The sequence below is a fragment of the Beijerinckia sp. 28-YEA-48 genome (genome assembly GCF_900104955.1).
In the GTDB taxonomy this organism is placed as follows: Bacteria; Pseudomonadota; Alphaproteobacteria; order Rhizobiales; family Beijerinckiaceae; genus Terripilifer.
This window is the reverse complement of sequence record NZ_FNSI01000001.1, coordinates 4940287-4965105: the sequence shown is the minus strand read 5'-3', so window position 1 is coordinate 4965105 and position 24819 is coordinate 4940287. Positions and strand designations below refer to the sequence as shown.

The following is a 24819-nucleotide window of genomic DNA, read 5'->3' as shown; positions in this document are numbered from 1 at the left end:
GGCCGTGGCGGATCAGACAGAAGCGGCTCTCCAGCGCGGCGCCCTCGCCCGCAACATCCAGGCGCGCTGGCGGCTTCTCGTCTGCATCGCCGTCGGCTTCATCTGCTACTTCGCCCTGCCGTCCGCCTGGGACGTCAACACCCGTGCCCTCATCGGCTGGAACCTGGCGATCTCAATCTACATGGCGGAGATCGTCATCAAGATGAGCGGCGCTACGGCCGCCTCGATCCGCCATCGCGCCGAAGCCGTGGACGAAGGACGCTTTATCGTCCTGGCGCTGACCATCATCGCCGCCATCGCCGCTTTCATTGCGGTCATCGCGCAACTGAGCACCGCCAACGCCCTTAAGGACGGCAGCAAGGCGCTGCATCTGGGACTTGCGATTCTGACGATCGCCACGTCATGGACCTTCATCCATCTGGTCTTCGCCCACCACTACACCCATGAATTTTTCATCGAACGTGAGAGCGAGAAACAGCTCAAGCCGGAAGATCGCGGCGGCCTGCGTTTCCCAGGCGGCCAACCGCCGGTGTTCAGCGACTTTATTTATTTCTCCTTCGTCATCGGCGTCGCCTGCCAGACCGCCGACGTGTCTATCCCGTCGCGCCCGATGCGCCGGCTCGCCACCCTGCACTGCATCCTGGCCTTCGTCTTCAACACCACGATCCTGGCGCTGACGATCAACATTGCTGCAGGTCTACTGGCGACGAGCTAATCGACGACGTTCTGCATCGTCTTGGCCTGCAGCCAATCGCGAAACAGCCTGAAGGCCGGCTCGTCGCGGCGGTGCTCGCGAAACATCAGATACCAGCTCATGCCCTTCGACACGGTCAGCGCCAGCGGCGCCACCAGACGCCCGACCTGAATGTCGTCGTCGATATAGGGCCGCAGGCCCAGCGCCACGCCAACCCCATCGGCCGCCGCTTGCAGCGCCTGGCCGTAGACTTCAAACACCGGCCCGCGCGCCGAAAGATCGGGACGCCCGGCGGCCTTGAGCCAGGTCGGCCAGTCCTGCGGCGCATGCGCCACCCGCAGCAATGTCGCTTCGTTGAGGTCAGCCACTGCAGCGATCCGCCGCGCCAGCGCCGGTGTGCAGACCGGCGTCAGATCCGCCTCGAACAACCGTTCGCTGACGAAGCCCGGCTCGCCGCCCGGCGCCAGCTTGATGCCGCAAGTCCAATCCTCGGCGAACGGACCGGCGACGCCGCCGGTGGCGAAGCGCACCTCCACATCGGGCGCAACGGCGCGGAAGTCCGCCAGGCGCGGGATGAGCCAGCGGATCGCGAAAGTCGGCCCGACGCCGACGGTCAACACCCGCCGATGGCCGAAACTCGCCACATGCTCGCTCAAGCGCACCAGGGATTCGAGCAGTGGCGTCAGCCCGGCAAGATAGGCTTGGCCGGCCGGCGTCAGCATCAGCCTGTTCGCCTCACGCTTAAATAAAGCGGTGCTGAGCCGATCTTCCAGCAGACGCACCATCCGGCTAACCGCCGAGGACGTGACGTTCAACTCGGTAGCTGCGGCCGCGAAACTGCCCAAGCGCGCCGCCGCTTCGAAGGCTTTGATGCCGTTCAGATAGAGATAGCGGCTCACCTTACCCCCTAAAAATCTTGGGCTAAGGGCGATTTAACTGCGTTTGCGCCGTCCACGCAACCGGCGCACGAAAGGGCCGGAGATACGCAAAATGTCGATTCTGCTGACGGCGACCCTGGCCGCCGCAATGGTTTTCACCGCCTTCCTGTCCGGCATTTTCGGCATGGCCGGCGGGCTGATCTTGATGGGCGTGCTGCTGGCGCTGCTGCCCGTGCCCGAAACCATGACCTTGCATGCGATCACACAGATGGCGTCGAACGGTTGGCGGGGCGCGCTCTGGTATCGGCACATCCGTTGGCACGCCGCCACCGCTTTCCTCGCCGGCAGCGCCTTGGCCTTCACGGCCTGGGCCTGGTGGCAATATGTGCCGCCGACACCCCTCGCTTTTCTGCTGCTCGGCTTGTCGCCCTTCGTCGCGCGGATCATCCCTGAGAGCCTGCGGCCGAACCCAACGCGCATTCTCAACGGCATGGCCTATGGCGCGGGCTGTATGGCACTCTTGCTGCTCACCGGCGTCGCCGGGCCGCTGGTCGATACCTATTTTCTTGGCGGTACCTTACAGCGGCGCGAGATCGTCGCCACCAAGGCGGTCTGCCAAGTGTTCGGCCATCTCGCCAAACTGGCTTACTTTGGCGGCCTCGTCACCGATGGCGGCAGCGTCGATCCGACCATGGCGGTGATCGCCGTGACGGCCTCAATCACCGGCACCACGGCGGCGCGGCCGATTCTGGAGCGGCTGAGCGACCTGCAATATCGCCAGTGGGCCAGCCGCATCATCGCCGCGATCGCCTCCTTCTATGTGGCGACCGGCTGCTACCTGCTTCTGTGATGGAGCGTTCCATGTCCAAGCAACTCAGCCCAAACCTCGACCCACTCATCCGCGATCTGGTGGAATGGGTGGCGCGAGAACCGCGCACCTATGCGGATGTCATCGATGCCTGGCGCACCTCCTGCCCACGCCTGACCGTGTGGGAAGACGCGATCGAGCGCGGATTGCTCGCGCGCACGTGGATCGATGGCACCGCGATGATCACCGTGACGGAGGCGGGCTATCGTTTCCTGACAATGCATCCAACAGTCCCGATGGGCAACATGACCGCCGTCTTTCCCGCCTGAACAGGCGTTTCGACATCGGCGTTTCCCCGATCGATTTCGTGCAGAAGATCAGCATGGGTTTGGATCAATCGATCCAAAACGTGATCGCTTCAAAGAATAGAGCCGGATTTAGCGAAAAACAGGTACCCCCTTTTTCGCATTCCGCTCTATCATCACGAAAATTGTGGGAGGGATCATGCGCGTCAAAGCCGTCGCCCTGCTGGCGCTCGCAACGCTGGCAAGCGCAACACTCAGCGCACCTGTCGCCTTCGCGCAGAACGTCGAAAGCTTTTTCAAAGGCAAGACGATCAATCTCTACATCGGCTTTGGCGCCGGCGGTTACGACAATTACGGCCGCATCATCGCGCGCTTTATGGGGCGTCATATTCCCGGCCGCCCCGATCTCGTCCCTATGAACATGCCCGGCGCCGGCAGCATGAAACTGGCGCTTTATCTCAGGGACGTCGCGCCCAAGGACGGCACCGCTTTCGGCATCGTCGACCGTGGCTTGTTCATTATTCCGCTCGTCGATCCCAACAGCCCCAAGATCGACTTCAGCACAATGAGCTGGATTGGCAGCGTCACCGAAGACAGCATGGTCTGCGTCGCCCTGAATAGCTCAAAAGTGAAAACGTTTGAGGACTTGCAAAGGCTGGAGTTCGTCGCCGGCGGCATCAGCCGCGCCGACATCAGCTATACCGCCGCGGCCCTGCTGCAGAACATGTTCGGCGCCAAAATCAAATTCGTCTCCGGCTACCCCGGTGGCAACGACATCTCGCTGGCGATGGAGCGCGGCGAGGTCGAGGGGCGCTGCGCCTGGAGCCTGAGCAGCATCATGAGCACAAGGCCGAATTGGATCGCCGATAAGACGATCAACGTGATCGTGCAATATGGCCTGAAACGCAATCCCGATATCGCCAATGTGCCGACCGTGATGGAACTCGCCGACACCGAACGCAAAAAGGCGATCGTGCGTTTCCTCTTCATCTCACTCACGGCGGGGCGCCCTTTCGTCGGCCCGCCCGCCATTCCCCCTGATCGCCTGAAAGCTTTACGCGAAGCATTCATGCGCACGACGGCGGATCCCGATTTCGTCGCCGAGGCGAAGAAGGTCGGCCTCGACGTCAGCCCCATCGATGGCTCCGCCGTCGAGGACGTGCTGCGGCAGATTTACGCGACGCCACCTGATATCGTTCAAGCCTCGACCGAGATGATGAAATAGTCATGTCAAAAGCAAAATCCCGCAAAGCCCTGCGGCATCTCAAGAAGAAGCTCATCGAAGCGGGCCGCGGTCTGGCCCATGAGGGTCAGGGCGATTATGTCGCTGGCCATATCACGGTGCGGGTGCCCGACGCGTCAGGCCATTTTTTGATGAAGCCCGCCGGCATCGGCATCGAGGAAATGAACGAGGACAATATTATCGTCATCGATGCCGATGGCGCCAAGATCGGCGGTGACATGCCGCGCCACAACGAAGTGTTCATTCATTCGGAAGTGCTGCGCGCGCGGCCCGATGCGAACGCGGTCATCCACACCCATCCCTCCCATGTGGTCGCCTTCTCCAGCCTCGGCAAGCCGTTGTTGCCCGTGGTCTCCGACGCCACCCTTTTCGAAGACCTGCCGATCTTCGACGAAACCACCGATCTCATCATCGATGCCGCACGCGGCGCGGCGGTGGCACGCCGGCTTGGCAAGGCCAATGCGCTCATCCTCCGCAACCACGGCATCGTCACCTGCGGCGCCACGATCGAGGAAGCGGTCTACTACGCCATCAAACTCGATAAGGCCTGCAGAGTGCAGCTCTACGCCGAATGGGCGGGCGGACCGAAGCTCATCGGCAACAGCGCCGACACCAAGGCGAAAGGCCAGCGCAACCGCCGCCAGGATCTCTATCAGAACCTGTTCAACTATGTCTGCCGCTGCTGCGACCGGGCCGAGGGCAGGAAGGTGCCGCCGGTCTGCGAAGTTGTGATCGAGAAGAAGTGACCGCGATGGCAATCGCCGGCCAACGCAACCGGCGCTAGAGTCGCAGCCATGGCGAAAGAGTGGCGTCTGTCCGCAAGGCGGTGATAGTTTGCAGGCGCTGCCCCTGCGCTGGAGTCGCCATGTGGTTTAACTTGCGGTTTCGTTCGCTTGCCCTTGCTTTGCTCCTGCTCCCGGCCCCGGCCCTGGCCGGCGTCAAGGAAGATGTCGCGGCCATGGCGCCAACGGGCGTGGTGCTGGTGTTGGATGCCAACGGCAACGAGCTGGTGGCGCAAAACGCTGATGCGCCCTTCGTCCCGGCTTCCATCGCCAAGATCGTGACGGCCTGGCTGGCGATGGACGTCCTGGGCGGCGACTACCGCTTCGAGACCCGTTTCTACCTCGACGCCAACCGGGTGCTCTATGTGCGTGGCGGCGGCGATCCTTTCCTGATTTCAGAGGAACTGGCGCCGCTGGCGACAGCGCTGGTCGCGGCCACCGGCAAGAAGCCGATCACCGGCATCGTGCTGGACGGCAGCTACTATCCCCCAAACATCCGCATCCCCGGCATCGAGAGCACCGGCGAGGCTTACAATGCGCTGAATTCCGCCCTGGCGGTGAATTTCAACACGGTCGCCGCCGTGCGCAAAGGCAACACGGTACTCTCAGGCGAGCCGCAGACCCCGATTACGCCCCTCGCGATCAGCCAATTCCTGCAGCGCGGCCCGAAAGGCAGCGGCCGCATCAATCTGAGCCAAGACCCGGCGATGAGCCTGCAATATGCCGGCGAGCTGATCGCCGCATTCATCACGCGCGCCGGCGGCAGCGTGAAGGGCAATGTCTCAACCGGCTCTGTCCCCCAGGGGCTGGCGCCGATTTACGTCCACCGGCAATCACGCGCCCTCTCGCAGATCATCGTCCAACTGATGGCCGGCTCGAACAATTACATCGCCAATCAAGTTTTCCTGGAGACGGGCGGGAAGCGCCTGGGCGGCCCGGTCAGCCTGGCGAAATCGCGACAGGTCCTGAATGAAAAGCTCGCCGCCAATGGCCTCGACAAGACCATCCGCCTCGAAGAAGGCTCGGGCATCAGCCGCGACAACCGCTTCACCGCCCGTGGCCTGGCCAAAGTACTGGCGCTTTTCGCGCCCCACGCCGACCTGTTCCGCGGCCATGACGGCGGCATGAACAAGACCGGCACCATGGACGGGGTTCGCACGCTCGCGGGCTATGCCGACACCAAAAACAACGGACGGGTGCGTTTCGTCATCGCGCTCACGAACAATGACGGCGGGCTGCGCTTCCGGCTGCTCCGGACGATTGCGGCGGGGCTTTAACCAGAAGCTCTTATTCCGCCGCGTGCTTACTCAGCCGCGTTCTTCGCGCCGAACCGCTTCTCGATATAGTCGTCGACGATCTGCTTGAACTCAGTGGCGATGCCGGCGCCGCGCAAGGTCATCGCCTTCTTGCCATCGATGAAGACTGGCGCTGTCGGCGCTTCGCCCGTGCCCGGCAGCGAGATGCCGATATCGGCATGTTTGGATTCGCCGGGGCCGTTGACGATACAGCCCATCACCGCGACGTTTAGCCCTTCGACGCCGGGATATTTCTCGCGCCATCCCGGCATCTCGTCCCGGATGTAAGACTGGATGCTCTGCGCCAGTTCCTGAAACACTGTCGACGTGGTGCGGCCGCAGCCGGGGCAAGCAGCGACCAGCGGCACGAAGGTACGAAAGCCCATGGTTTGCAGCAGTTCCTGCGCCACCTGCACTTCCACCGTGCGGTCGCCGCCCGGCTCCGGCGTCAACGACACGCGGATCGTGTCGCCAATGCCTTCCTGCAGCAGAATGCCCATGGCAGCCGACGAGGCGACGATGCCCTTCGAGCCCATGCCGGCCTCGGTGAGGCCCAGATGCAGCGCGTAATCGCAGCGCTTGGCCAGCATGCGATAGACGGTGATCAGATCCTGCACCGCCGAGACCTTCGCCGACAGGATGATGCGATCCTTGGCCAGGCCAATCTCTTCCGCCCGCTCCGCCGACCAGATGGCCGAGCGCACCAGCGCTTCGCGCGTCACCGCGCGCGCATCCACCGGCCGCGTTGAGCGCGCATTGGCGTCCATCAGCCCGGTGAGCAATTCCTGATCGAGCGAGCCCCAGTTGGCGCCGATGCGCACCGACTTGCCGTGTTCGATCGCCTTCTCGACGATGGCGGAGAATTGCCGATCCTTCTTCTCGCGGAAGCCGACATTGCCCGGGTTGATGCGATATTTGTCGAGCGCTTCGGCGCACGCCGGATGATCGGCGAGCAGCTTATGGCCGATATAGTGAAAGTCGCCGACGATGGGGGCATAGATCCCCATCTTCAAAAGCCGCTCCTTGATATGGGGCACGGCGGCGGCGGCCTCGTCGCGATCGACCGTGATGCGCACCAATTCGGAGCCGGCGCGCGCCAGGGCAGCGACCTGCTGCACGGTGGCGTCCACATCGGCGGTGTCCGTATTGGTCATCGACTGGACGACGATCGGCGCATTGCCGCCAACTACCACCGATCCACGGCCGGTGCCAACGCGCACGCCCACGGTGCGGTGGCGCGGCGCCGGGCCGGCGGGCTCCGAACCCTCGAGGCTGGAAAGAATATCGTCAGCAGGCATGGCCAGTCCTTCGCAACGCGACCCTTGCGTAATCTGTCTAGGGCTTGCCGCCAGTTCAGGCTTTGGTCAAGTCACGCGACAGCGACTTAGGCCTTGGCGCAGCTCGCGCAGACGCCGCTGACCTCGATAACCTGCGACTTGCGGGTGAAATGCGCCCCTTTGGCGACGGCTTCAAGACAGCTGCCCAGCTCCGCCGAGGTCTCCTCGGACACCTTGCCGCAGACATCGCAAATCAGGAAGACCAGGGGATCGGTGGCTGCATGGCGGTGGCCACAGGCGACGAAGGTGTTGCGCGACGACAGCCGGTGCACCAGGCCGTTCTCGAGCAGGAAATCCAGGGCACGATAGACCGAAATCGGCGCCGGCCGCTTGCCGGTGGCGTCCGCCACCCGATCGATCATGTCATAGGCGCCCAGCGGCTTGGCGGCGCTACACAGCAGATCCAAAATGATTTTCCGGCCTGGCGTAAGCTTGACTGGATGCTCATGCAGGCTCACCCCATGCCCCTCGCAGTGGTCATGGTCGTGATGGACATCGGCGGTGTGTTGAGCTGTCATGTTCTTAACATAGGGAGATTCGATCACTTCTGCGAGACCCGCCCTAATGCGGTGACAATATTTGTGCGATGCAATATATCAAACTGGGGTCAAAGGAGACAATCAGATGTCGTTGAAGTCGCGCAATGCTCTCGTCACCGGATCAACCAGCGGCATCGGCCTCGCCTATGCCCGCGCACTCGCCGCGGAAGGGGCCAGCGTCTGCATCAACGGCTTTGGCGATGCCGATGCGATCGAAAAAGAACGCGCGGGCATCGAGAAGGATTTCGGCGTCAAGTGCATCTACAACGGCGCTGACATGACCAAGCCGGCCGAGATCGCCGCCATGGTCAAGGACGCCGAAAGCAAGCTCGGCTCCGTCGACATTCTCATCAGCAATGCGGGCGTTCAATTCGTTTCGCCGATCGAGGACTTCCCGGTCGAGAAATGGGATCAGATCATCGCCATCAATCTGTCCTCGGCGTTTCACGCCATTCGCGCCGCCGTGCCTGGCATGAAGGCGCGCAAATGGGGCCGCATCATCAACACCGCCTCGGCCCACTCGCTCGTCGCCTCGCCGTTCAAAGTCGCTTATGTCGCGGCCAAACACGGTATCGCCGGGATCACCAAGACCGTCGCCCTTGAAGTCGCGGCCTTCGGCATCACCGCCAATGCGATTTCGCCCGGCTATGTCTGGACGCCGCTGGTCGAGAAGCAAATTCCCGAGACGATGAAGGCCCGCAACATGACGCGCGAGCAAGTCATCAACGAGGTGTTGCTCGACGCGCAGCCGACAAAGCAATTCGTCACCGTCGAGCAAGTGGCGGCCTGCGCCGTTTATCTCTGTTCCGACGCAGCCTCGCAGATCACGGGCGCCAACATTTCCATGGACGGGGGCTGGACAGCGGCCTGACGGGCAAAGCCCCATGGCCAGCAAAAGCCACGGCGCCAACGCGCCCAAAACCCCGCCCGAGAGCTCACCCGAGAGTTCGTCCCAAGACGCGCCGAAAGACGCTTCCAAGACGAACACGCCCAAGACCGTCAGCCTTGCCTTGCAGGGCGGCGGCTCCCACGGCGCCTTCACCTGGGGGGTTCTCGACGCCATCCTCGAAGACGGACGCCTCGAAATCGAGGCGATCACTGGCACCAGCGCCGGCGCGATGAACGCCGTGGCACTGGCTCACGGCTATCTCGAAGGCGGCCGCGACGGGGCGCGCGCCACCTTGGAGAAATTCTGGAATGCCGTCTGCGACGAGAGCGGCCTCAATCTCGCCCAACGCCAAATCTTCGACCAGCTTTTCGCCTCCTGGTCGTTCGATTCCTCGCCCGTGCAAGCGTGGATGAACTTTCTGACGAGCTTTTCAAGCCCGTATCAGCTCAATCCGCTGAACATCAATCCACTGCGCGATCACCTCACCTCGATCGTCGATTTCGAGAAGTTGCGCGCCTCCAACAGCATCAAGCTCTTTATCGGCGCGACCAATGTACATACCGGCCGCATCGCCATTTTCGACAAGAAGATCCTGACGCCGGAGCATCTGCTCGCCTCAGCCTGCCTGCCGACCGTCTTCCAGGCGGTCGAAATCGATGGCGTGCCCTATTGGGACGGCGGCTATATGGGCAATCCCGCCCTGTTCCCGCTGTTCTACAACACCCAGTCCGCCGACATCATCATCGTCCAGATCAATCCGATCGAGCGCATGGTGACGCCAAAAACATCGCGCGATATCCAGAACCGGCTCAACGAAATCACCTTCAACAGCGCGTTGATGGGCGAATTGCGCGCCGTCTCTTTCGTCAACCGCCTGTTTGACGAGGGCGTGCTCGGGCCGCCACGCTACAAGCGCCCCTTCATCCACCGCATCGACGGCGCCGACGAAACAGCGATCTTCTCGGCCGCCTCGAAGATGGATGCGCGCTGGAGCTTCCTCGTCCAGTTGCGCGACATCGGTCGCAAAGTGGCGCGCACGTGGCTTGAAGAGAACTACGACAAGATTGGCCAGCAAGGCACGCTCGACCTGCGCTTGGCTTATCAATAACGCCCGCATCACCCAAACGCCCGTTGACATCATGTGCGCCGGCATACGGCGCACATGGCCGCGCCATGATCCCATCACCATCCTATTTGGTGCCGGAGAGCGTCATGGTGCGCCTGTTGAAATACCTCGTCTTCGCCATTGGCGGGGCCTTTATCGGCACCTGTCTCGGCACCATGGTCGGCATCGCCTATATGGAATTCGCCCAGCACGGCTGCACAGGCGCCGCTTGCGCCGACCTCATCGCCCGCGCCTTTATCCCCGGTGGCGCCATGGCTGGCGGCATGATCGGCCTGATCGTGGCGCGGCCAAACGAACGTCTCACGCGCTTCTGATCCATCCCGCCACGAACGCCACGTGCGTCAGCATACATCGCTCCGGCCGTGTTCATGATGTGATGCACCATGATCCCTGGAATATCTTGGATCTCTCGATACGGGAGGACGTCATGTTGCACTTGCTGAAATGCTTATTGTTCGTCCTGTGTGGCGCCTTCGCCGGCGCTTTCCTCGGCGCCATCGGTGGTGGCATGGCGGCCTTGATCGCCACGCGGCACGCCCATGCCTCAATCGCAACTCGGCCCGATTCTCATCGGGCCTAGTTTCTATTTTGACGCATTTTCTTGGCGCGAACCGAAATGCTTCACGGCAATCGCACTTCGCGCGAAAATGCTCTAGGCCGGGTCGGCATTACCTTCGCTTTTGAAACGCCAAACGCTACTGCGTTTGACCTCCGCATCCTCCAACGCCCGTGTCACCGGAACCTGATATTCCGCCACGGCGACCAGCCGCTCCCGCGCCAGATAGCTACGGCCGGGATCGCCGATCAACACGGTGCAACCGCGCCGATGCAAGCCCGCCAGCCAATCGGTGATCCTTTCAGCCATATCGCGCTCGTAGGAAACATCGCCCGCCAGCACCACGTCCCAGCCTTCATCACGACCGATCATATCTCCGGCAGCGACGGCAATCTCCACATCATTGGCCTGCGCATTGAGCGCGATCGCGGCCAAGGCGAAATCGTCGATCTCGTTGGCGGTCACGTGTCGCGCGCCAGCCATCGCCGCGGCGATGGCGACAAGGCCGGAGCCAGACGCCAGATCGAACACACGCTGGCCGGCGACAATCTCGCGATGGTCGAGAATATAGCGCGCCAGCGCCTGGCCGCCGGCCCAGGCGAAAGCCCAGAACGGCGGTGGCAGGCCGATCGCCTCAAGATCTTCCTCGGTCTTTTCCCAAAGTTCCAATGCCTCATGCGCCAGATGCAATTTGATCTCAGGCGCATAGGGCACCGGCATCAAGGCCGTGTTGGCGCGGATGAAAGCTGTTCGAGCAACCGGATCATGATTCATGATTCTTGGGTCATGCGACCACAAGCGTGCGCATCCAGCCCAACCCCTCGGTGGTGGTGGCGCGCGGCAGATACTCCGCTGCAACGAAACCTGGCCAGCCACGCTCCGCGATGTCAGCGAAGATCGCGCCATAGGCGATCTCGCCCGTATCGGGTTCCTGCCGCTTCGGCACCGAGGCAAATTGAAAATGACCGATGATCGGCCAATAGGCTTCCATGCGCCGCAGCAGGTCGCCTTCGGAAATCTGGATGTGATAGAAGTCGAACATCAACTTCACATTATCGCGGCGCAGCTCCGCCAGCAGCACCGCCACATCGTCGGAACGCGAGACGAAATAGTCCGGCCGGTCGTAACGATTGATCGGCTCGATCAGCAGCGTGATGCCGGCGCTGCGCGCCGCATCGCTGGCCTTCGCCATGTTTTCGAGAAAAGCCTGGCGTGCCGCTTCACGCGCCGGCGGCAATACGACACCGGACATGCAATGGATGGTGCGGACACCCACCTTGGAGCCGAAACTCAGCGCCTGATCGATGGCGGCGGCAAACTCGTCCTGGCGGCCCGCCTGCGCCGCGAGACCGACTTCGCCCGGTTGGCCGAAAATCGTATTGATGCCGTTCATGACAACGCCGGCCGCATCGAGCCGTATCTTCACTTCGCGCGGATCGAACTCATAGGGATAATGGCATTCCACCGCGACAAAGCCAGCCCGCGCCGCTGCATCGATCCGGTCGAGGAACGGCAGTTCCGTGAACATCATCGAAATGTTGGCGGATAGGCGAAGGGCGGCAGGCATGATCATCTCCAAAAGGCACGTGGCGACCCACAGACACCAGCGGCGCGGAGATTAGCCTTTACACCAGAGCCAGTCCGTCAGCCATGCAAATACCTGCGATGGCTACGCGTCGGTTTGCATGAAACGCTCAAGTTGCGACTTGAGATCAACGATGCGCTTGCGCAACAAAGCATTTTCGCTTTCGAGCTCGCGCACGCGCTCGCTGTCATCCATCATCAACGTCGCGCGCGACGGCTCCTGGGCGAATTCGACACCAACTTCCCCGGCACGCCGCCAGATGATGGTGGCGCGATAGGAGCGGCCCTTCGCCGGCACGCTCAACTCAAACTCCTGAGGTATCGACATGGTTTCACCGACCAGGAGCTTGGCGCCCCGAGGCGACACGTTCCGGATGCTGCAGTCGATGGTGGTCGAGCGATTGTTGAATACGATCTGCGCGCCGAGCATGGAGCGGACGCGCGCAACCTGCCGTTGTTCTGTCATCGAAGTCCTCGTTTCGCTCACGGGCGCTTTGTCCCGCAGGATAGAGGCAAAATTTGAACGAAGCTTTGCGCCGATCGTGAACCGTCCGTCATAATTAAGAAAAGGTTTACGCGGGGCGAATCCCCCATCGATTCAAGCCATAGGCGTCAGGCCGGCGTGTGCTCGAGCATGATCAGCCGGTCCAGCATGCGCCGCGCCAGGATCGGGCCATTGTCGGTTTTAATGTCGATGCGCACCGCATTCGGCATCTGGTTCATGCGGTGCTGCTGCGCTTCGAGGATGACGAAATCTTCGCGGAACACATCCAGCATCCCCGCGCTGAAGAATGCCTCCACCTCCGGATCGTTCAGGCCAAAGGCGCGGGCGAAGGCGAAAAAGTAATGCTGCGACGTACTCGTCTCCGGCGTCGGCAGGCTGAGGGCGACGAGCTCCACTTTGTGCTGGCTCAGCGACAGATCCTTGCCCGGGCCACCCAGCCCTGCATCGACACAGCCGGCGAAATTGACGCAGAAATTCGGCGGATGAAACTCGACGGCGGCCCAGCGATCGCAAGGACCGGTGAAATGGCCGGCTTTCTGATAGGCGGGCGGTGGCGGCCGATTATAAATCCAGCGTTCCACCCGCACCACTTCGTCGTCCTTCTGTGTCGTCAGCGGCTCGATCTCGGTCAGGGATTCCGTGCCGATCGACGAAGCATGCACATAGGTCAGATGCGTGGCATCGAGCACATTGTCGGCGATCAGCCGATAATCGGCGTTCAGATGCACCATGTCCGGCCGCGTGGTGACCCAATCGGCATGTTCGCACCACCACAGATCCGGCAGTTTCGCCGGATCGGCCAAAGCCGGATCGCCCATCCAGATCCACACGCAGCCATAGCGCTCGGCCAGCGGATAGGATTTCACCCGCGCCCGTTCGGGAATATTCGGCTGGCCGGGGATTTCGATACAGGCGCCCGACCCGTCATATTTGAGGCCGTGATAACCGCAGCGCAGATCGTCGCCGATGACGGCGCCAAGCGACAACGGCAGGGAGCGGTGACAGCAACGATCCTCAATGGCACAGGGCAAGCCATCCTGTCGCCGCCACAGCACCACCGGCTCGTCGAGAAACGTGCGCGCCAACAGGCCACGCGTCACCTCGCGGCTCCAAGCCGCCACATACCAGGCATTGCGCAGATACATCGCCGCCTCTTTCCCAATGAGCGTCTGCGCGCTGTTGCGGGAAATCTGTCACAGCACGCATCGCCATTCAATCAGTCACAGCAGCCACACCCAACTTGATTCTCCCGACGCCAGAGGCGACAAAGCACTGGGACGCCTGCGGGAAACCACGCAGGCTGCGGAAACGGACAGGACACGGTCGACAAGCATGGCTGCTGAGGCAGGCGCGAGCGCCGCGGGACGATGGCGCGGCTTCGGCACAGACGCCTTGCCGACAGTGCTGCTGGCGCTACCGCTGTTCTGGCTGGTGGTTGTGCCGCTCGTCATCCTGCTCGTCTGCGCCTTCAGGCCCACGGGCTTCCTGCTCGACCCTGGCTTCACCACCGACCATATCGTCACCGCCTGGAGCGATCCGGACCTCTGGCGCCTGTTCGCCCGCACCCTGCACTTCGCCATAGGCTCCAGCGTTTTCGCTTTGGTCATCGGCACCGGCCTCGCCTGGCTGGTCGAACGCACCGACATCCGTGGCGCCGGCTTCGTTCGCGCCCTGATGATCCTGCCCATGGCGATGCCGCCCTTCATCATGGCCATTTCCTGGACGATCCTGCTCAGCCCACGCACCGGCATCGTCAATCTGGCGCTGGTGCAGATCTTCGGCTTCACGGCTCCGCCCTTCGACATTTACACCATGAGCGGGCTAATCTTCGTCGAGGGTCTGTCGCTCGCGCCCTCGGCCTTCCTGATCATGGTGCCGGCCTTCCGCAAGATCGATGCGGCGCTGGAAGAGGCGGCGTTGATGTCGGGCGCCGGGTCCCTGCAGATGCTGCGCCGCGTCGTGCTGCCGCTCCTGCTGCCAGCGCTGGCTGGCGCCGCCATCTATCTCCTCATCGTCAGCCTGGTCGTGTTCGACATTCCCGGCGCCATCGGCCATCCGGTCGGCATCGTTCTAGTCTCGACCCATGTCTACGATCTGCTGCATCACGCGCCGACCGGCCTGCCCGAGTATGGCCAGGTCAGCGCCATCGCCATCATCATTGCTGCCGCGCTCGTAGCTTTGTGCCTGCTCTACCAACGCTTGATGCGCGCCGCCGGCCGCTTCGTCACCGTCACCGGCAAGACCTCGCGCCACCGCGTCATCCCACTTGGCCGCGGCCGCATCGTCGCTGAAATCGGCATCGCCCTATTCGTTGCAATCGCCATCGTCGCGCCGATCCTGGCGATCATCTGGGCCAGCCTGCTGCCCTATCAGATGGCCTTTTCGCTCGACGCGCTGAAGCAGATCACGCTGGCCAATCACATCGCCTTCCTGAGCGATCCGGTGATCGGCCGGACGCTGGGGAACTCGCTGGTGATCGCGCTCGTCGCCAGTTGCGCCGTGACACTTCTGTGTCTGCTTGTCGGCTGGGTCGTGGTGCGCACCAAGGCGCCCGGACGCCAGATCATCGACATCCTCGCCTTCATGCCGCTGGCCTTTCCCGGCGTCTTGATCGCCACGGCGCTGATCTATGTCTATCTGTCGGTGCCGCTGCTGCGCATCTATGGCACGATCTGGATCATCGCCATCGCCCACACCACCGTCTTTCTCAGCTACGGCTCGCGTGCCCTCAATGCCGCCATGTATCAATTGCATACCGACCTTGAAGAAGCTGCACGAATGGCGGGCGCGGCCTGGTTCACAACCCTGCGGCGTGTCGTTGCGCCTTTGCTTCTGCCGGCGCTCGCGGCGGTGTGGATCTGGGTTTTTGCCCATTCCTTGCGTGAGTTAGGCTCCGCCCTGCTGCTTCAGGGCCGCGACAACGCCACTTTGCCAACCTTGCTGTTTGCCTATTGGACGCAAGGCCAGCCGGCGAAAACGGCGGCCGTCGCGGTCTGGTTCGTTTTTGGGCTCGTCGTACTGCTGGCGGTCGCCCATCTCCTGCAAGCCATCGCCGCTCGCCGCACTTCCACCTGAGCGCACACCAATATAGACTTCATGCCAACGTCCTTGAGGCAGAATATCAAGGCAAGCGTCGAGGCAAGATATCTAGGGAGGAACACGATGGTGCGTATTCCAAACACCAATGCCGACATCATGAAGTCGAAGACCCGGCGTGGCCTGCCCTATCCGGTCGACTATGGCACCGCCACGACCGCCGAATACATCCAGGCGCTCGACAATTTTCACCAGGTGTTCGGCATTCGCGCCGGCGACCATGTGGTGATGCTCACCGATCCGCTGCTCGACCCGCGCGTCCTCCAGACCGTGCAGGGCCTGTGCAAGGCGCGCGGCGCCAGCTTCATTTCCTATATGGGTGAATCGACCCGCTATGTCGTCGTGCCCGACGAGGCGAAAGCGCTTTTGGAACGGGCCACCTTCGTCGTCTCGACCTGGTTTGCCTCGGTGTTCGATCCGTTCTGCCAGAACCTGCGCCGCAAGAAGGGCCAGCGCTGGGTCAAGATCACCTTCTTCCGCAATATCGATCTGTGGCACACGCCACAGGCGCGCTTCCCCATCGAGATCGTCGGCGAACTGGTGCGCGGCACGTCCCGGCTCTATCCCGAACACGGCCCCTTCGACATGCGCATCACCGATCAGCGCGGCACCGATTTCCGCGTGCCGTTCAGCGCCGACATGCGCGAGCGCATGAAGAAGGACAATCGTTGGCGTGGGCACAACTACGCCAATGAGGACGGCTGCTATGTCCACTACATGCCCACCCATGGCCCCAATCTTTATGACCCCTTCATGTTCGGCAACGATCCCGAGCACAAGGTCGGCATCAATGGCGTCATCTATGCGCAATGGGGCGTCGGCTTCGACAAGCCGTTCGACGACCCGCCCGGCGTCGAATTCAAGGACGATCGCGTCGTCGCCGTCCATGGCGACAGCGAGGAAGCCGCCGTGCTGCGCGAATTCCTCATCGGCGGCACGCTTGAGGAACTGGGCTGCGGCCACAATCCCAAGGCGCCGCGTTTCGACATCTATCCGGCCGGACCGAATTCGCCCGGCGCGCTGCACTTCGGCATCAACGGCCTGAAGGAAAGCGAATATCTGCGCCGCATGATGCCCAATTGGGAAGAGCCGCACGTGCATATGGATCTCGTCACCTTCGACGCGACAGTCACCGCCGGCAATCGCACCCTGATCGAAGATGGCTTCCTGCAATCGCTGCGCGACCCGAAAGTCATCGCATGCGCGCAGCGTTACGGCGACCCGCTCGAACTGCTCGAACAGTTCCCGGTCTAACCAAATTAGCGGGCGGCTCCGGATCGGAGGGATCTCGGGCCGCTCTCTCCAGAGGGACAGATCAACAATAAAGGGAGGGGGAACATGTCATATCCGTCGATGTCACGGCGCGGCTTCGTCGCGGCGGCAGGAACAACATTGGCAAGCGCAACATTGGCGACAACGCCGCTCAACAGCGCCCGCGCCCAGGGCGCCGCGCCCAAGGCGCTGGCTGATCTCGCCACCATCGCCGCCAAAAAGCCGCCGGTCGTCTGGTCGGAAAGCTCCGACACAGCCGCCATCGCCAAGGTGATCGCCGCCTTCAACAAGACCTGGCCCGACATCAAGGTCGAGTTCATCCGCGACACCGGCGGCGGCACTTTGGCCGCCAAAGTGGTGCAAGAATCCCAGGCCGGCGGCACACCAGCCGGCGTTCTCACCGGCGATCAATCGCAATTCGCCGTGCTCGACCAGCGCGGCCTGCTCGTGCGCCCGGACTGGGCGGCCCTTGGCGTGGCGCAGGCCTCCGTGGTCTCGCCCTTCATGGTGCCAACCACCTCGGCCATCGGCGTCATCGTCTGGAACAAGCAAAAGGTTTCCGAGGCCGACCGGCCCAAAAGCCTCAGCGATCTCACCAACCCACGCTGGACCGGCAAGGCGGGAGCTTGGCTGCGCACCCCGGTCTACGTCAGCATGGCCCATCTGATGGGCGAAGCAGACGTGCGCGCCCACCTGCAGAAATTCGTCTCCATGCAGCCGAAACTCTACGATTCCACCTATCGGCTAGCGCAGGAAATCGGCACTGGTGAGATCGAAGTCGGCTATGGGCTCACCCACTCAACCTTGCCGGTGATGGCGGCCGGCGCGCCGGTCGAGTTCGCCTTCACCGATCCGGTCGCCATCAGCACGCTCTACACGTGCTGCGTGTCAAAAAGCGCCAATCCGGAAGGTGCGCAAGTGCTGGCTACTTGGCTCGCCGGCCGCGATGGCGCCGATGCCTATGAAGCCGCCACCGGCCGTGGCAATCCCAGGGTCGAAGGCTCCAACGCGGCCAAGCTGGTGGCAGGGCGCAAGCTCTCCGAATATCCACTGACGGACTATCCCACTTTCCTGCGTCTACTCGCCGATTATAACAAGATCATGAGCACGCGCGGCGCGCGCTGAGCTTGCCGATCTTTTAAGCGGCCGGCGGCCATCCCGCCGGCCCACTTGCCCAATTGCTGCCCATCCTCAGCAAGCGATTATCTTGGCAAGCGTATCATCGGATGGCGTGTCCTGGCGGCCATGATTGGCTGCATTGACAGGACACCGCAGCTCTTTGCTACAAATTGACGTCAAGAATAGCGTGCCTGAGAACAAGCTCGTGAGAACGCGGCACGCCAATAGCATGTCATAGGTACCAAGCGGGGTTGGGGGATCTCGCACCTAAGACGATTGAACAGGATTCCAACCAGTCAGGTGTTCGATGAAACGGGTGGCGATTGTCGGCGGTGGACCAGGGGGCTTGTTCACCGCCCAGATTCTTGCAGATAAATGTGGCGACCTTTGCCAGGCGACCATTTTCGAGGCATCCGACCGGTTGGGCGGCAAGCTGGTGACCCGCACGTTCAAGAGCGCGCCCATGGTGCTTTATGAAGCGGGCGTCGCCGAGCTTTATGACTATTCGCAATTCGGTTCCGATCCGGTGCGCGAACTGGCCGAACGTCTCGGCCTGCTCACCGTGCCGATGAGCGGCGACACCGTCATCCTCGGCGACAAGATCCTCAACACCGATGGCGACATCCGTCGCAAGCTCGGCCCTGAGACACTCACCGCGATCGACGACTTCCACGATATGTGTGAGCGCGAGATCAGTGCCGAAAATTATTACGAAAGCTATTGGCGCGACGACAACAAGCATCCCTGGTCGACAAAGACCTTCGGCGACATCCTCGATACGATCCCCGACGAGACCGCCCGCCGCTATATCGCCACGGCCGTTCACACCGATGTCGCCGTATCGCCGCATCTCACCAATGCGATGAACGGCGCCAAGAACGTGCTGATGGACCACGATGAATATCTGCGGCTCTATTCGATCGTCGGCGGCAACGAGAGGCTGGTGCAACGGCTGGCCGAAACCACGGCGGCGGAAGTCGTCAAGAACGCGCCGGTGTCGAGGGTCGCCAAGGAGGGCGAACGCTACCGCCTATGGTATCGGCACAGCGGCAAGACCACGCATCGCGATTTCGACTATGTGGTCTTTGCTTTGCCCAATTACTGGCTGCAGAATATCGACTTCGATGGCCGCAAGCTGCGCACGGCGCTCGACGCCCATCTCGCCCACTATGATCATCCAGCGCACTATCTGCGCGTCAGCTGCCTGTTCAAGGAACCGTTCTGGCGTTCCAAGGTCAAAGGCTCCTATTTCATGCAGGACGTCTTCGGCGGCGCCTGCCTCTATGACGAAGCTTCGCGCCATCCCGGCAAGAAATATGGCTCGCTCGGCTGGCTGATCGCCGGCACCGCCGCCCTGGCCATGACCAACCTCAGCGATCAGCAGATCATCGACCGGGTGATCGACTCGCTGCCGAAACCGCTCGCCGAGGGTCGCGACCTGTTGCTCGAAGGCTATGTGCAGCGCTGGGTCGGCACGGTCAACGCCCTGCCCGGCGGCAATCCGGCCCATGATCTCCTGCAGCGCCACCGCCCCGAGCCGTCGGAACATCCCGGCCTCCTGACGGTCGGCGACTATATTTTCGACTCCACCGTCAACGCCACCTATGACTCCGCCGATTTCGCCACCGACCTCATCATGACGGAATTGCGCGATCAAAAATACAGGCCCGACGGCAACGAGCTGGCGCCGTCGGCGGCCAATGCGCACGCGCTTGGCGCCGACTATCACGACGCCTATGCCCACGACAAAACCTACGAAGAATCCTACGCTGAATATTTCGACGAGAACTACAATGCCGATCTGATCAAGGTGATCTGGGGCGACAAAGCACCCTACAAGCTGCTCGACGTCGGCAGCGCCACCGGCATCACCATCGAACTGTTCGACCGCATCGGCATCGAATGCTGGGGCATCGAGAATTCCGCCCATATTCATGCGCGGACCTTGGAAAAATGGAAGCACCGCAACTTCCTCGGCGATGTCCGCAACCTGCCCTTCGAAAACAATGCCTTCGACTATGTTTATGACACGTGCCTGTGCTACCTGCCCGACGAAGACCTCGACCAAGCCATCAGCGAACTGTTCCGGGTGGTGCGCAAGGGCGTGTTTTTCGGCGGCATTACCTCCGACATGACCAAGGAAGTGATCGAATACCACGAGCTTTTCGACGGCGTGCAGTCGCTGATGACCGCCTGGCAATGGTCGGAACGGTTCATGAAGAACGGTTTCCGCATGGCCATCAACGACCCAAAGGTGCTAAAAAAGGTCTGGCGCATCGAATGCCAGTCGAACGAAGGTGACTACCCGTGGTACCCGGACGCCAAGACCATGCGCATGTGCTTCTACAGCAAGCCAACTGGCAAGTGAGGCCCGCGCCGGCTGCGCCTGCGCGGGAGCCAGGTCCATGACTGACATGAAACCTTCGTCCGAAGATATCTCCCACTATCTTGAGGACGAGGAGCCTGACGCGGAGATCAACGCCCGCGATTTCAGCTTCATGTTCCGCTTCCTGCGTCCCTATCTCGTGCCCTATCGGCGCCAGCTCGGCATCGTGCTGGCGCTTTTGGCATTGCAGACGGTCTTCAACGCGTCCTTCCCGTTGGCCACCCAATATCTCATCGACCGGGGCCTGATCGAACGCGACTGGAACGCCCTGGTCTTCGTCCTGATCTTTCTCAGCATCGCGGCGATCGTCGTCTCGGTCATCTCCATCGGCAATGACTATCTCTATTCGCGCATCTTCTCGAATGTGGTGAAGGATCTGCGCATCGCCCTGTTCGAGCAGATCCAGCGCCTGCCCATGCCATTCTTTCAGCGCACGCCTTCGGGGAACATCTTGTCGCGCTTTTCCGGCGATATCGTCGCCAGCGAAACCATGCTGGTGCAGATGATCCCCTGGCTGGCGCTGCCGCTGTTGGAGGTGATCTACTCGACCATCCTGATGTTCTACTTCAATGTCTGGCTCGGGCTGATCGGCCTGCTGATTTTTCCAGTCATCCTCGCTGGCCCCAGTCTATTCTCGCGCAAAGCCTTCGCCCTGTCTTACGACAAGCGGACGCAGGAAGCCGATATTCTGTCCGCCGCGCAGGAAAACGTGCAGGCGCAGCCCGTGATCAAGGCCTTCGCGTTGCACGGCCGCTCGAGCGCGCATTTTCGCGGCCTCAATCTCAACTGGATGGCCAATGCTTTCCGGGTGTATTTTTTCTCCGCGCTCGCTGAGAGCACCGCCTATATGGGCGTCTATGTCATCCACATCATCATCATCGTGCTCGGCGCCTATTGGGCCTACACGGAGGAGATTACGATCGGCACCCTGGTCGCCTTCGAATCCATGTTCGTCTCTATGGGCTATGCGCTGACCAACCTGACCCAATTCGTGCCGACCTTGGCGCAGGCCACTGGCTCGATGCAGCATCTCAGCGAGATCTTCGAAGAAAAGCCGAGCCTCACCGATGCCGAAACCGCGACGATCCTGACGCCGATGCGCGATCGCGTCGCCTTCGAACATGTCACCTTCGCCTATCCCGGCGGCGCAACCGTGCTGGCAAACGCCAGCTTCGATGTGCTGCGCAATAGCTATGTGGCGATCATCGGCCGCTCCGGCTCGGGCAAGAGTACGATCCTCAATCTGTTGATGCGCTTCTACGATCCGACGGAAGGCCGCGTCGCTATCGACGGCCAGGACATCCGCGCCGTCACGCAGGATTCTCTGCGCGCCCAGATCGGCATCGTCTTCCAGGACAGTTTTTTGTTCAACGCCTCGATCAGCGACAATATCCGCATGGGCAAGGCCGATGCGACCGACCAGGAAGTCGAAAATGCTCTGCGCGCCGCCGAGGTTTGGGAGGCGGTGACGGGCTTGCCGGAGGGAGTCGAGACGGTGGTGGGCGAACGCGGCGGCCGCTTGTCCGGCGGCCAGCGTCAGCGCATCGCCATCGCCCGCGCCCTGGTGCGCAATCCCGCCATCCTCGTGCTCGACGAGGCGACCAGCGCGCTCGACGCCATCGCCGAGGCGGCGGTCAATGTCACCTTGCAGCGGATTGCCCGCGAACGCACCGTCATCAATGTCACCCACCGCCTGAGCAATGTGACCGGCGCCGACAAGATCATCGTCCTGGAGAACGGCCGGATCGCCGAAGCCGGCTCCCACTCCGAACTGATCGCCCGCAACGGCCGTTATGCCCATCTGTGGCGCACCCAGCAGCAGGGCAGCGACAGCCCTGAGGCCTCGCTTTCGGACGGTTAAAGTCGCCAGCCCGTCAGGAACGTGACAATATAAGACCGTCTCGAACGCCCAGGGGGGCGCGCCATGGACCTCAATCTGACGCCATTCGTATGGGTGCACACGATCATCAGCCTGGTGGCGATCATCGCCGGCTTTCCCGTCATTCGTGACCTGTTGCAGTCGCGCGCCGACGATCCCTGGACCACGACCTTCCTCGTCACCGCGCTGGCCACTAACATCACCGGCTTCTTTCTGCCGGCAACGCAATTCCTGCCGTCGCACGCGGTCGGCATCCTGTCGACCATCCTGCTGATATTGGCCGTTCTGGCGCGTTACACATTCCACTATGCCGGCGCCTGGCGCTGGATCTATGCGGCAGGCGTGACGCTCGGTCAGTATTTTCTGCTGTTCGTGCTCGTCGCTCAGGCTTTCCTGAAGGTGCATGCGCTGCAGGCGCTGGCGCCGACCCAATCGGAACCGCCCTTCGCCATTGCCCAGGGCGTTCTGCTGATCATCTTCCTGATCCTGCTGGTTCAGGCGATCCGGCACTTTCGCCCGCTCCGATAAGAGGACCGTCTGTAACCATAGTGCGAAAAGCTGGCGCGAAATCGCCGCTGCGCGCATTTGCGCGCAAAAATGCCATTGCATCGTCTTGATCCGCCACCATATTAAATACGGTGGTCGGCGCTGGCGCGGGCCGCCTCCCCATACCCATATCGATCCCATCGGAGGTTGCCCCTGACGCACGATACGCCGCTTATTGCCACGATCGTTGCCGGCTTAGGGCTTGCCTTCATCTTCGGCCTGCTCGCCCAGCGCTTCAAATTACCCCCCATTGCCGGCTATCTTTTAGCCGGCGTCGTTATTGGTCCCTTCACGCCTGGTTATGTCGCCAATCAACAATTAGCGACCGAGCTTGCCGAACTCGGCGTCATCTTGCTGATGTTCGGCGTCGGCCTGCATTTTTCCTTGAAAGATTTGCTGTCGGTACGCGCCATCGCTTTGCCCGGCGCCATCGGCCAGATTCTCGCGGCCACGCTGATCGGCATGGGCCTCGCTTATACGCTCGGCTGGTCTGTCGGCGCCGGTCTCGTGTTCGGCCTCGCCCTCTCGGTTGCTAGCACCGTAGTTCTACTTAAAGCGCTGCAAGATCGCCGACTGATCGAGACCGAGCGCGGCCGCATCGCCGTTGGCTGGCTCATCGTCGAAGACCTGGTGATGGTCCTCACCTTGGTGCTGCTGCCGCCCCTCGCCGGTCTTCTCGGCGGCCATCCGGCCGCCAGTGCGAATGAAGCGGGCCTCGCCGCCTGGCTCGGCGTCACCACTTTGGGTGGCAAGCTCGCCTTAACCGGCGTCAAGGTCGCGGCTTTCGTCGCCCTGATGCTGATCGTCGGGCGCAAGGTCATTCCCTGGATTCTGCATTACGTCGCGCATACCGGCTCGCGTGAACTGTTCCGCCTGTCGGTGCTCGCCATCGCGCTTGGCGTCGCCTTCGGCTCGGCCGAACTGTTTGGCGTGTCTTTCGCGCTCGGCGCCTTCTTCGCCGGCATGGTGCTGGCGGAATCGCAGTTGAGCACCCAGGCGGCCCGTGAAACTCTGCCGCTGCGTGATGCCTTCGCCGTTCTGTTCTTCGTCTCGGTCGGCATGCTGTTCAACCCGCAGGTGCTGCTCGACCAGCCCTTAGCGGTGATCGGCACATTCCTGACCATCGTCGTCGGCAAGTCGGTCGCCGCCTATCTGATCGTGCGCGCCTTCGGCTATTCGAAGAACGTCGCCTTGACGATTTCCGCCAGCCTGGCGCAGATCGGCGAATTCTCCTTCATCCTTATTGTGCTCGGGGCACAGCTCGCCATCGTGCCCGGCATCGCTCGGGATCTCGTCGTTGCCGGCGCGCTGATGTCGATCTTCGTCAATCCGCTCTTGTTCATGTGGCTCGATCGCTACACCCAGAACGAGGACAAGCTGGCAAAGCCGGAAGCGCAGCCGGCGCCCGTCGCGCAACCACCAGCGCCGAAAGTGCCCGAGGAAAAGCCGACGGAGTTGACAGGCCACGCCATTCTCGTGGGCCATGGCCGTGTCGGCCGCCGCATCTCCAGCGCCCTGCGCGAAAAAGGCGTGCCCTTCCTGGTGATCGAAGAAGAGCCGTCACAGGTGGCGGAGCTGACGAAAGCCGGCATCGAAACCTTCGTCGGGCCGGCTGGCGAAAAACCGTTGCTTGAGCGTATCAACCTGCCCGGCGCCCGCTGGCTGCTCTCGGCCATTCCCGATCCGTTCGAGGCTGGTCACCTGATCGAGCACGCCCGCACCGTTAATCCAGCGATCCGCGTCATCGCCCGCGCTCATTCCCAGGAAGCGGTCGATCACCTGCGCGGATTGGGCGCTCACAAGATCATCGTCGGCGAGGATGAGATCGCCAACGGCATGATCGCCGACGTGCTGCTGCCGGCGCCAGCGGCGCCCCCGACGGCCGCATAGAGCTTTCGTTTAACGCATTTTCTTCACGCGAACCGGCATCCACTTCGCTTGAAAATGCTCTGGATTACAGGCGGCGTTTCCGCCGCCTGT

At 62.1% G+C, this 24819-nt stretch carries 23 protein-coding genes; 16 read left to right on the top strand and 7 right to left on the bottom strand.

What is annotated here, in order from left to right; genetic code table 11:
• Positions 1 to 4 precede the first annotated feature (4 nt).
• Positions 5 to 715 (top strand): DUF1345 domain-containing protein, encoded by a 711-nt coding sequence (locus BLW50_RS23255; protein WP_090707137.1) that lies wholly within the window; start codon positions 5 to 7, stop codon positions 713 to 715.
• Here BLW50_RS23255 and BLW50_RS23250 read toward each other — a convergent pair.
• Positions 712 to 1593 carry a LysR substrate-binding domain-containing protein gene (locus tag BLW50_RS23250; protein ID WP_090707135.1) on the bottom strand — a complete coding sequence of 294 codons (882 nt, stop codon included), beginning with the start codon at positions 1591 to 1593 and terminating at the stop codon, positions 712 to 714. The two genes, BLW50_RS23255 and BLW50_RS23250, sit on opposite strands and share 4 nt — an antisense overlap.
• A gap of 91 nt (positions 1594 to 1684) precedes the next feature.
• Between BLW50_RS23250 and BLW50_RS23245 the strand changes: the two genes are divergently transcribed.
• The 5 genes from BLW50_RS23245 (at position 1685) to BLW50_RS23225 (ending at position 5987) form a co-directional block, all read left to right on the top strand.
• The gene (locus tag BLW50_RS23245; protein WP_090709574.1) at positions 1685 to 2422 is read left to right on the top strand and encodes a sulfite exporter TauE/SafE family protein; all 738 of its coding nucleotides are present in this window, start codon (positions 1685 to 1687) and stop codon (positions 2420 to 2422) included.
• Positions 2423 to 2433: 11 nt separating this feature from the next.
• Positions 2434 to 2709: a hypothetical protein gene (locus tag BLW50_RS23240; RefSeq protein ID WP_090709572.1), complete on the top strand. Its 276-nt coding sequence runs from the start codon at positions 2434 to 2436 to the stop codon at positions 2707 to 2709.
• 175 nt (positions 2710 to 2884) lie between these two features.
• On the top strand, positions 2885 to 3910 hold the full coding sequence (locus BLW50_RS23235; RefSeq protein WP_090707132.1) for a Bug family tripartite tricarboxylate transporter substrate binding protein: 1026 nt from the start codon (positions 2885 to 2887) through the stop codon (positions 3908 to 3910).
• A 2-nt stretch (positions 3911 to 3912) separates the two neighbouring features.
• Positions 3913 to 4674: a class II aldolase/adducin family protein gene (locus tag BLW50_RS23230; RefSeq protein WP_090707130.1), complete on the top strand. Its 762-nt coding sequence runs from the start codon at positions 3913 to 3915 to the stop codon at positions 4672 to 4674.
• Between the two features lie 119 nt (positions 4675 to 4793).
• Positions 4794 to 5987 (top strand): D-alanyl-D-alanine carboxypeptidase/D-alanyl-D-alanine-endopeptidase, encoded by a 1194-nt coding sequence (locus BLW50_RS23225; protein WP_090707128.1) that lies wholly within the window; start codon positions 4794 to 4796, stop codon positions 5985 to 5987.
• 26 nt (positions 5988 to 6013) lie between these two features.
• Here BLW50_RS23225 and ispG read toward each other — a convergent pair whose 3' ends face one another.
• Together ispG and BLW50_RS23215 are read right to left on the bottom strand one after the other, a co-directional pair.
• The gene (ispG, locus tag BLW50_RS23220; protein ID WP_090707126.1) at positions 6014 to 7303 is read right to left on the bottom strand and encodes a flavodoxin-dependent (E)-4-hydroxy-3-methylbut-2-enyl-diphosphate synthase; all 1290 of its coding nucleotides are present in this window, start codon (positions 7301 to 7303) and stop codon (positions 6014 to 6016) included.
• 86 nt (positions 7304 to 7389) lie between these two features.
• Positions 7390 to 7860: a transcriptional repressor gene (locus tag BLW50_RS23215; RefSeq protein ID WP_090707123.1), complete on the bottom strand. Its 471-nt coding sequence runs from the start codon at positions 7858 to 7860 to the stop codon at positions 7390 to 7392.
• Between the two features lie 106 nt (positions 7861 to 7966).
• Between BLW50_RS23215 and BLW50_RS23210 the strand changes: the two genes are divergently transcribed.
• The 3 genes from BLW50_RS23210 to BLW50_RS23200 all read left to right on the top strand — a co-directional run bounded on the left by BLW50_RS23210 (position 7967) and on the right by BLW50_RS23200 (position 10210).
• Complete coding sequence (locus tag BLW50_RS23210) at positions 7967 to 8752, top strand: 3-hydroxybutyrate dehydrogenase (protein ID WP_090707120.1); 786 nt, start codon at positions 7967 to 7969, stop codon at positions 8750 to 8752.
• A gap of 13 nt (positions 8753 to 8765) precedes the next feature.
• Positions 8766 to 9878 carry a patatin-like phospholipase family protein gene (locus tag BLW50_RS23205; RefSeq protein ID WP_090707117.1) on the top strand — a complete coding sequence of 371 codons (1113 nt, stop codon included), beginning with the start codon at positions 8766 to 8768 and terminating at the stop codon, positions 9876 to 9878.
• Positions 9879 to 9943: 65 nt separating this feature from the next.
• Positions 9944 to 10210, top strand: coding sequence for a hypothetical protein (locus BLW50_RS23200; protein WP_139267715.1), 267 nt, complete (start codon positions 9944 to 9946; stop codon positions 10208 to 10210).
• 338 nt (positions 10211 to 10548) lie between these two features.
• On the opposite strand, the gene BLW50_RS23195 is transcribed toward BLW50_RS23200, so the two are convergent.
• From BLW50_RS23195 to BLW50_RS23180, 4 genes are all read right to left on the bottom strand, one after another.
• Positions 10549 to 11226, bottom strand: a complete 678-nt coding sequence (locus tag BLW50_RS23195; protein ID WP_090707113.1) for a class I SAM-dependent methyltransferase — start codon at positions 11224 to 11226, stop codon at positions 10549 to 10551.
• 10 nt (positions 11227 to 11236) lie between these two features.
• Positions 11237 to 12019: a hydroxypyruvate isomerase family protein gene (locus BLW50_RS23190; RefSeq protein ID WP_170850316.1), complete on the bottom strand. Its 783-nt coding sequence runs from the start codon at positions 12017 to 12019 to the stop codon at positions 11237 to 11239.
• A gap of 102 nt (positions 12020 to 12121) precedes the next feature.
• Positions 12122 to 12502 carry a PilZ domain-containing protein gene (locus tag BLW50_RS23185; RefSeq protein WP_090707108.1) on the bottom strand — a complete coding sequence of 127 codons (381 nt, stop codon included), beginning with the start codon at positions 12500 to 12502 and terminating at the stop codon, positions 12122 to 12124.
• Positions 12503 to 12648: 146 nt separating this feature from the next.
• Entirely contained in the window at positions 12649 to 13686 is a 1038-nt protein-coding gene (locus tag BLW50_RS23180) for an aromatic ring-hydroxylating dioxygenase subunit alpha (RefSeq protein WP_090709570.1), read from the bottom strand.
• A gap of 187 nt (positions 13687 to 13873) precedes the next feature.
• Between BLW50_RS23180 and BLW50_RS23175 the strand changes: the two genes are divergently transcribed.
• The 7 genes from BLW50_RS23175 (at position 13874) to ybaL (ending at position 24729) form a co-directional block, all read left to right on the top strand.
• Positions 13874 to 15616, top strand: coding sequence for an ABC transporter permease (locus BLW50_RS23175; RefSeq protein ID WP_170850315.1), 1743 nt, complete (start codon positions 13874 to 13876; stop codon positions 15614 to 15616).
• Between the two features lie 87 nt (positions 15617 to 15703).
• Complete coding sequence (locus tag BLW50_RS23170; RefSeq protein ID WP_090707104.1) at positions 15704 to 16891, top strand: M29 family metallopeptidase; 1188 nt, start codon at positions 15704 to 15706, stop codon at positions 16889 to 16891.
• An 84-nt stretch (positions 16892 to 16975) separates the two neighbouring features.
• Complete coding sequence (locus BLW50_RS23165; RefSeq protein WP_090707101.1) at positions 16976 to 18034, top strand: ABC transporter substrate-binding protein; 1059 nt, start codon at positions 16976 to 16978, stop codon at positions 18032 to 18034.
• Positions 18035 to 18335: 301 nt separating this feature from the next.
• The gene (locus BLW50_RS23160; protein ID WP_090707099.1) at positions 18336 to 20396 is read left to right on the top strand and encodes an FAD-dependent oxidoreductase; all 2061 of its coding nucleotides are present in this window, start codon (positions 18336 to 18338) and stop codon (positions 20394 to 20396) included.
• 37 nt (positions 20397 to 20433) lie between these two features.
• Complete coding sequence (locus BLW50_RS23155) at positions 20434 to 22275, top strand: ABC transporter ATP-binding protein (RefSeq protein WP_090707097.1); 1842 nt, start codon at positions 20434 to 20436, stop codon at positions 22273 to 22275.
• A gap of 63 nt (positions 22276 to 22338) precedes the next feature.
• Positions 22339 to 22821 carry a hypothetical protein gene (locus tag BLW50_RS23150; RefSeq protein ID WP_090707094.1) on the top strand — a complete coding sequence of 161 codons (483 nt, stop codon included), beginning with the start codon at positions 22339 to 22341 and terminating at the stop codon, positions 22819 to 22821.
• Positions 22822 to 22992: 171 nt separating this feature from the next.
• Positions 22993 to 24729 (top strand): YbaL family putative K(+) efflux transporter, encoded by a 1737-nt coding sequence (gene ybaL, locus BLW50_RS23145; protein ID WP_090709568.1) that lies wholly within the window; start codon positions 22993 to 22995, stop codon positions 24727 to 24729.
• The last annotated feature ends 90 nt before the right edge of the window (positions 24730 to 24819 follow it).

What these genes read in the sequence shown, in the direction of transcription:
- BLW50_RS23225 (WP_090707128.1), top strand. Translation starts at nt 4,794, where the DNA reads ATGTGGTTTAACTTGCGGTTTCGTTCGCTTGCCCTTGCTTTGCTCCTG.
- BLW50_RS23195 (WP_090707113.1), bottom strand. Translation starts at nt 11,226, where the DNA reads ATGAATCATGATCCGGTTGCTCGAACAGCTTTCATCCGCGCCAACACG.
- BLW50_RS23185 (WP_090707108.1), bottom strand. Translation starts at nt 12,502, where the DNA reads ATGACAGAACAACGGCAGGTTGCGCGCGTCCGCTCCATGCTCGGCGCG.
- ispG (WP_090707126.1), bottom strand. Translation starts at nt 7,303, where the DNA reads ATGCCTGCTGACGATATTCTTTCCAGCCTCGAGGGTTCGGAGCCCGCC.
- BLW50_RS23160 (WP_090707099.1), top strand. Translation starts at nt 18,336, where the DNA reads ATGAAACGGGTGGCGATTGTCGGCGGTGGACCAGGGGGCTTGTTCACC.
- BLW50_RS23170 (WP_090707104.1), top strand. Translation starts at nt 15,704, where the DNA reads ATGGTGCGTATTCCAAACACCAATGCCGACATCATGAAGTCGAAGACC.
- BLW50_RS23240 (WP_090709572.1), top strand. Translation starts at nt 2,434, where the DNA reads ATGTCCAAGCAACTCAGCCCAAACCTCGACCCACTCATCCGCGATCTG.
- BLW50_RS23235 (WP_090707132.1), top strand. Translation starts at nt 2,885, where the DNA reads ATGCGCGTCAAAGCCGTCGCCCTGCTGGCGCTCGCAACGCTGGCAAGC.
- BLW50_RS23165 (WP_090707101.1), top strand. Translation starts at nt 16,976, where the DNA reads ATGTCATATCCGTCGATGTCACGGCGCGGCTTCGTCGCGGCGGCAGGA.
- BLW50_RS23215 (WP_090707123.1), bottom strand. Translation starts at nt 7,860, where the DNA reads ATGACAGCTCAACACACCGCCGATGTCCATCACGACCATGACCACTGC.
- BLW50_RS23180 (WP_090709570.1), bottom strand. Translation starts at nt 13,686, where the DNA reads ATGTATCTGCGCAATGCCTGGTATGTGGCGGCTTGGAGCCGCGAGGTG.
- BLW50_RS23210 (WP_090707120.1), top strand. Translation starts at nt 7,967, where the DNA reads ATGTCGTTGAAGTCGCGCAATGCTCTCGTCACCGGATCAACCAGCGGC.
- BLW50_RS23230 (WP_090707130.1), top strand. Translation starts at nt 3,913, where the DNA reads ATGTCAAAAGCAAAATCCCGCAAAGCCCTGCGGCATCTCAAGAAGAAG.
- BLW50_RS23155 (WP_090707097.1), top strand. Translation starts at nt 20,434, where the DNA reads ATGACTGACATGAAACCTTCGTCCGAAGATATCTCCCACTATCTTGAG.
- BLW50_RS23205 (WP_090707117.1), top strand. Translation starts at nt 8,766, where the DNA reads ATGGCCAGCAAAAGCCACGGCGCCAACGCGCCCAAAACCCCGCCCGAG.
- BLW50_RS23200 (WP_139267715.1), top strand. Translation starts at nt 9,944, where the DNA reads ATGATCCCATCACCATCCTATTTGGTGCCGGAGAGCGTCATGGTGCGC.
- BLW50_RS23175 (WP_170850315.1), top strand. Translation starts at nt 13,874, where the DNA reads ATGGCTGCTGAGGCAGGCGCGAGCGCCGCGGGACGATGGCGCGGCTTC.
- BLW50_RS23150 (WP_090707094.1), top strand. Translation starts at nt 22,339, where the DNA reads ATGGACCTCAATCTGACGCCATTCGTATGGGTGCACACGATCATCAGC.
- BLW50_RS23190 (WP_170850316.1), bottom strand. Translation starts at nt 12,019, where the DNA reads ATGCCTGCCGCCCTTCGCCTATCCGCCAACATTTCGATGATGTTCACG.
- BLW50_RS23245 (WP_090709574.1), top strand. Translation starts at nt 1,685, where the DNA reads ATGTCGATTCTGCTGACGGCGACCCTGGCCGCCGCAATGGTTTTCACC.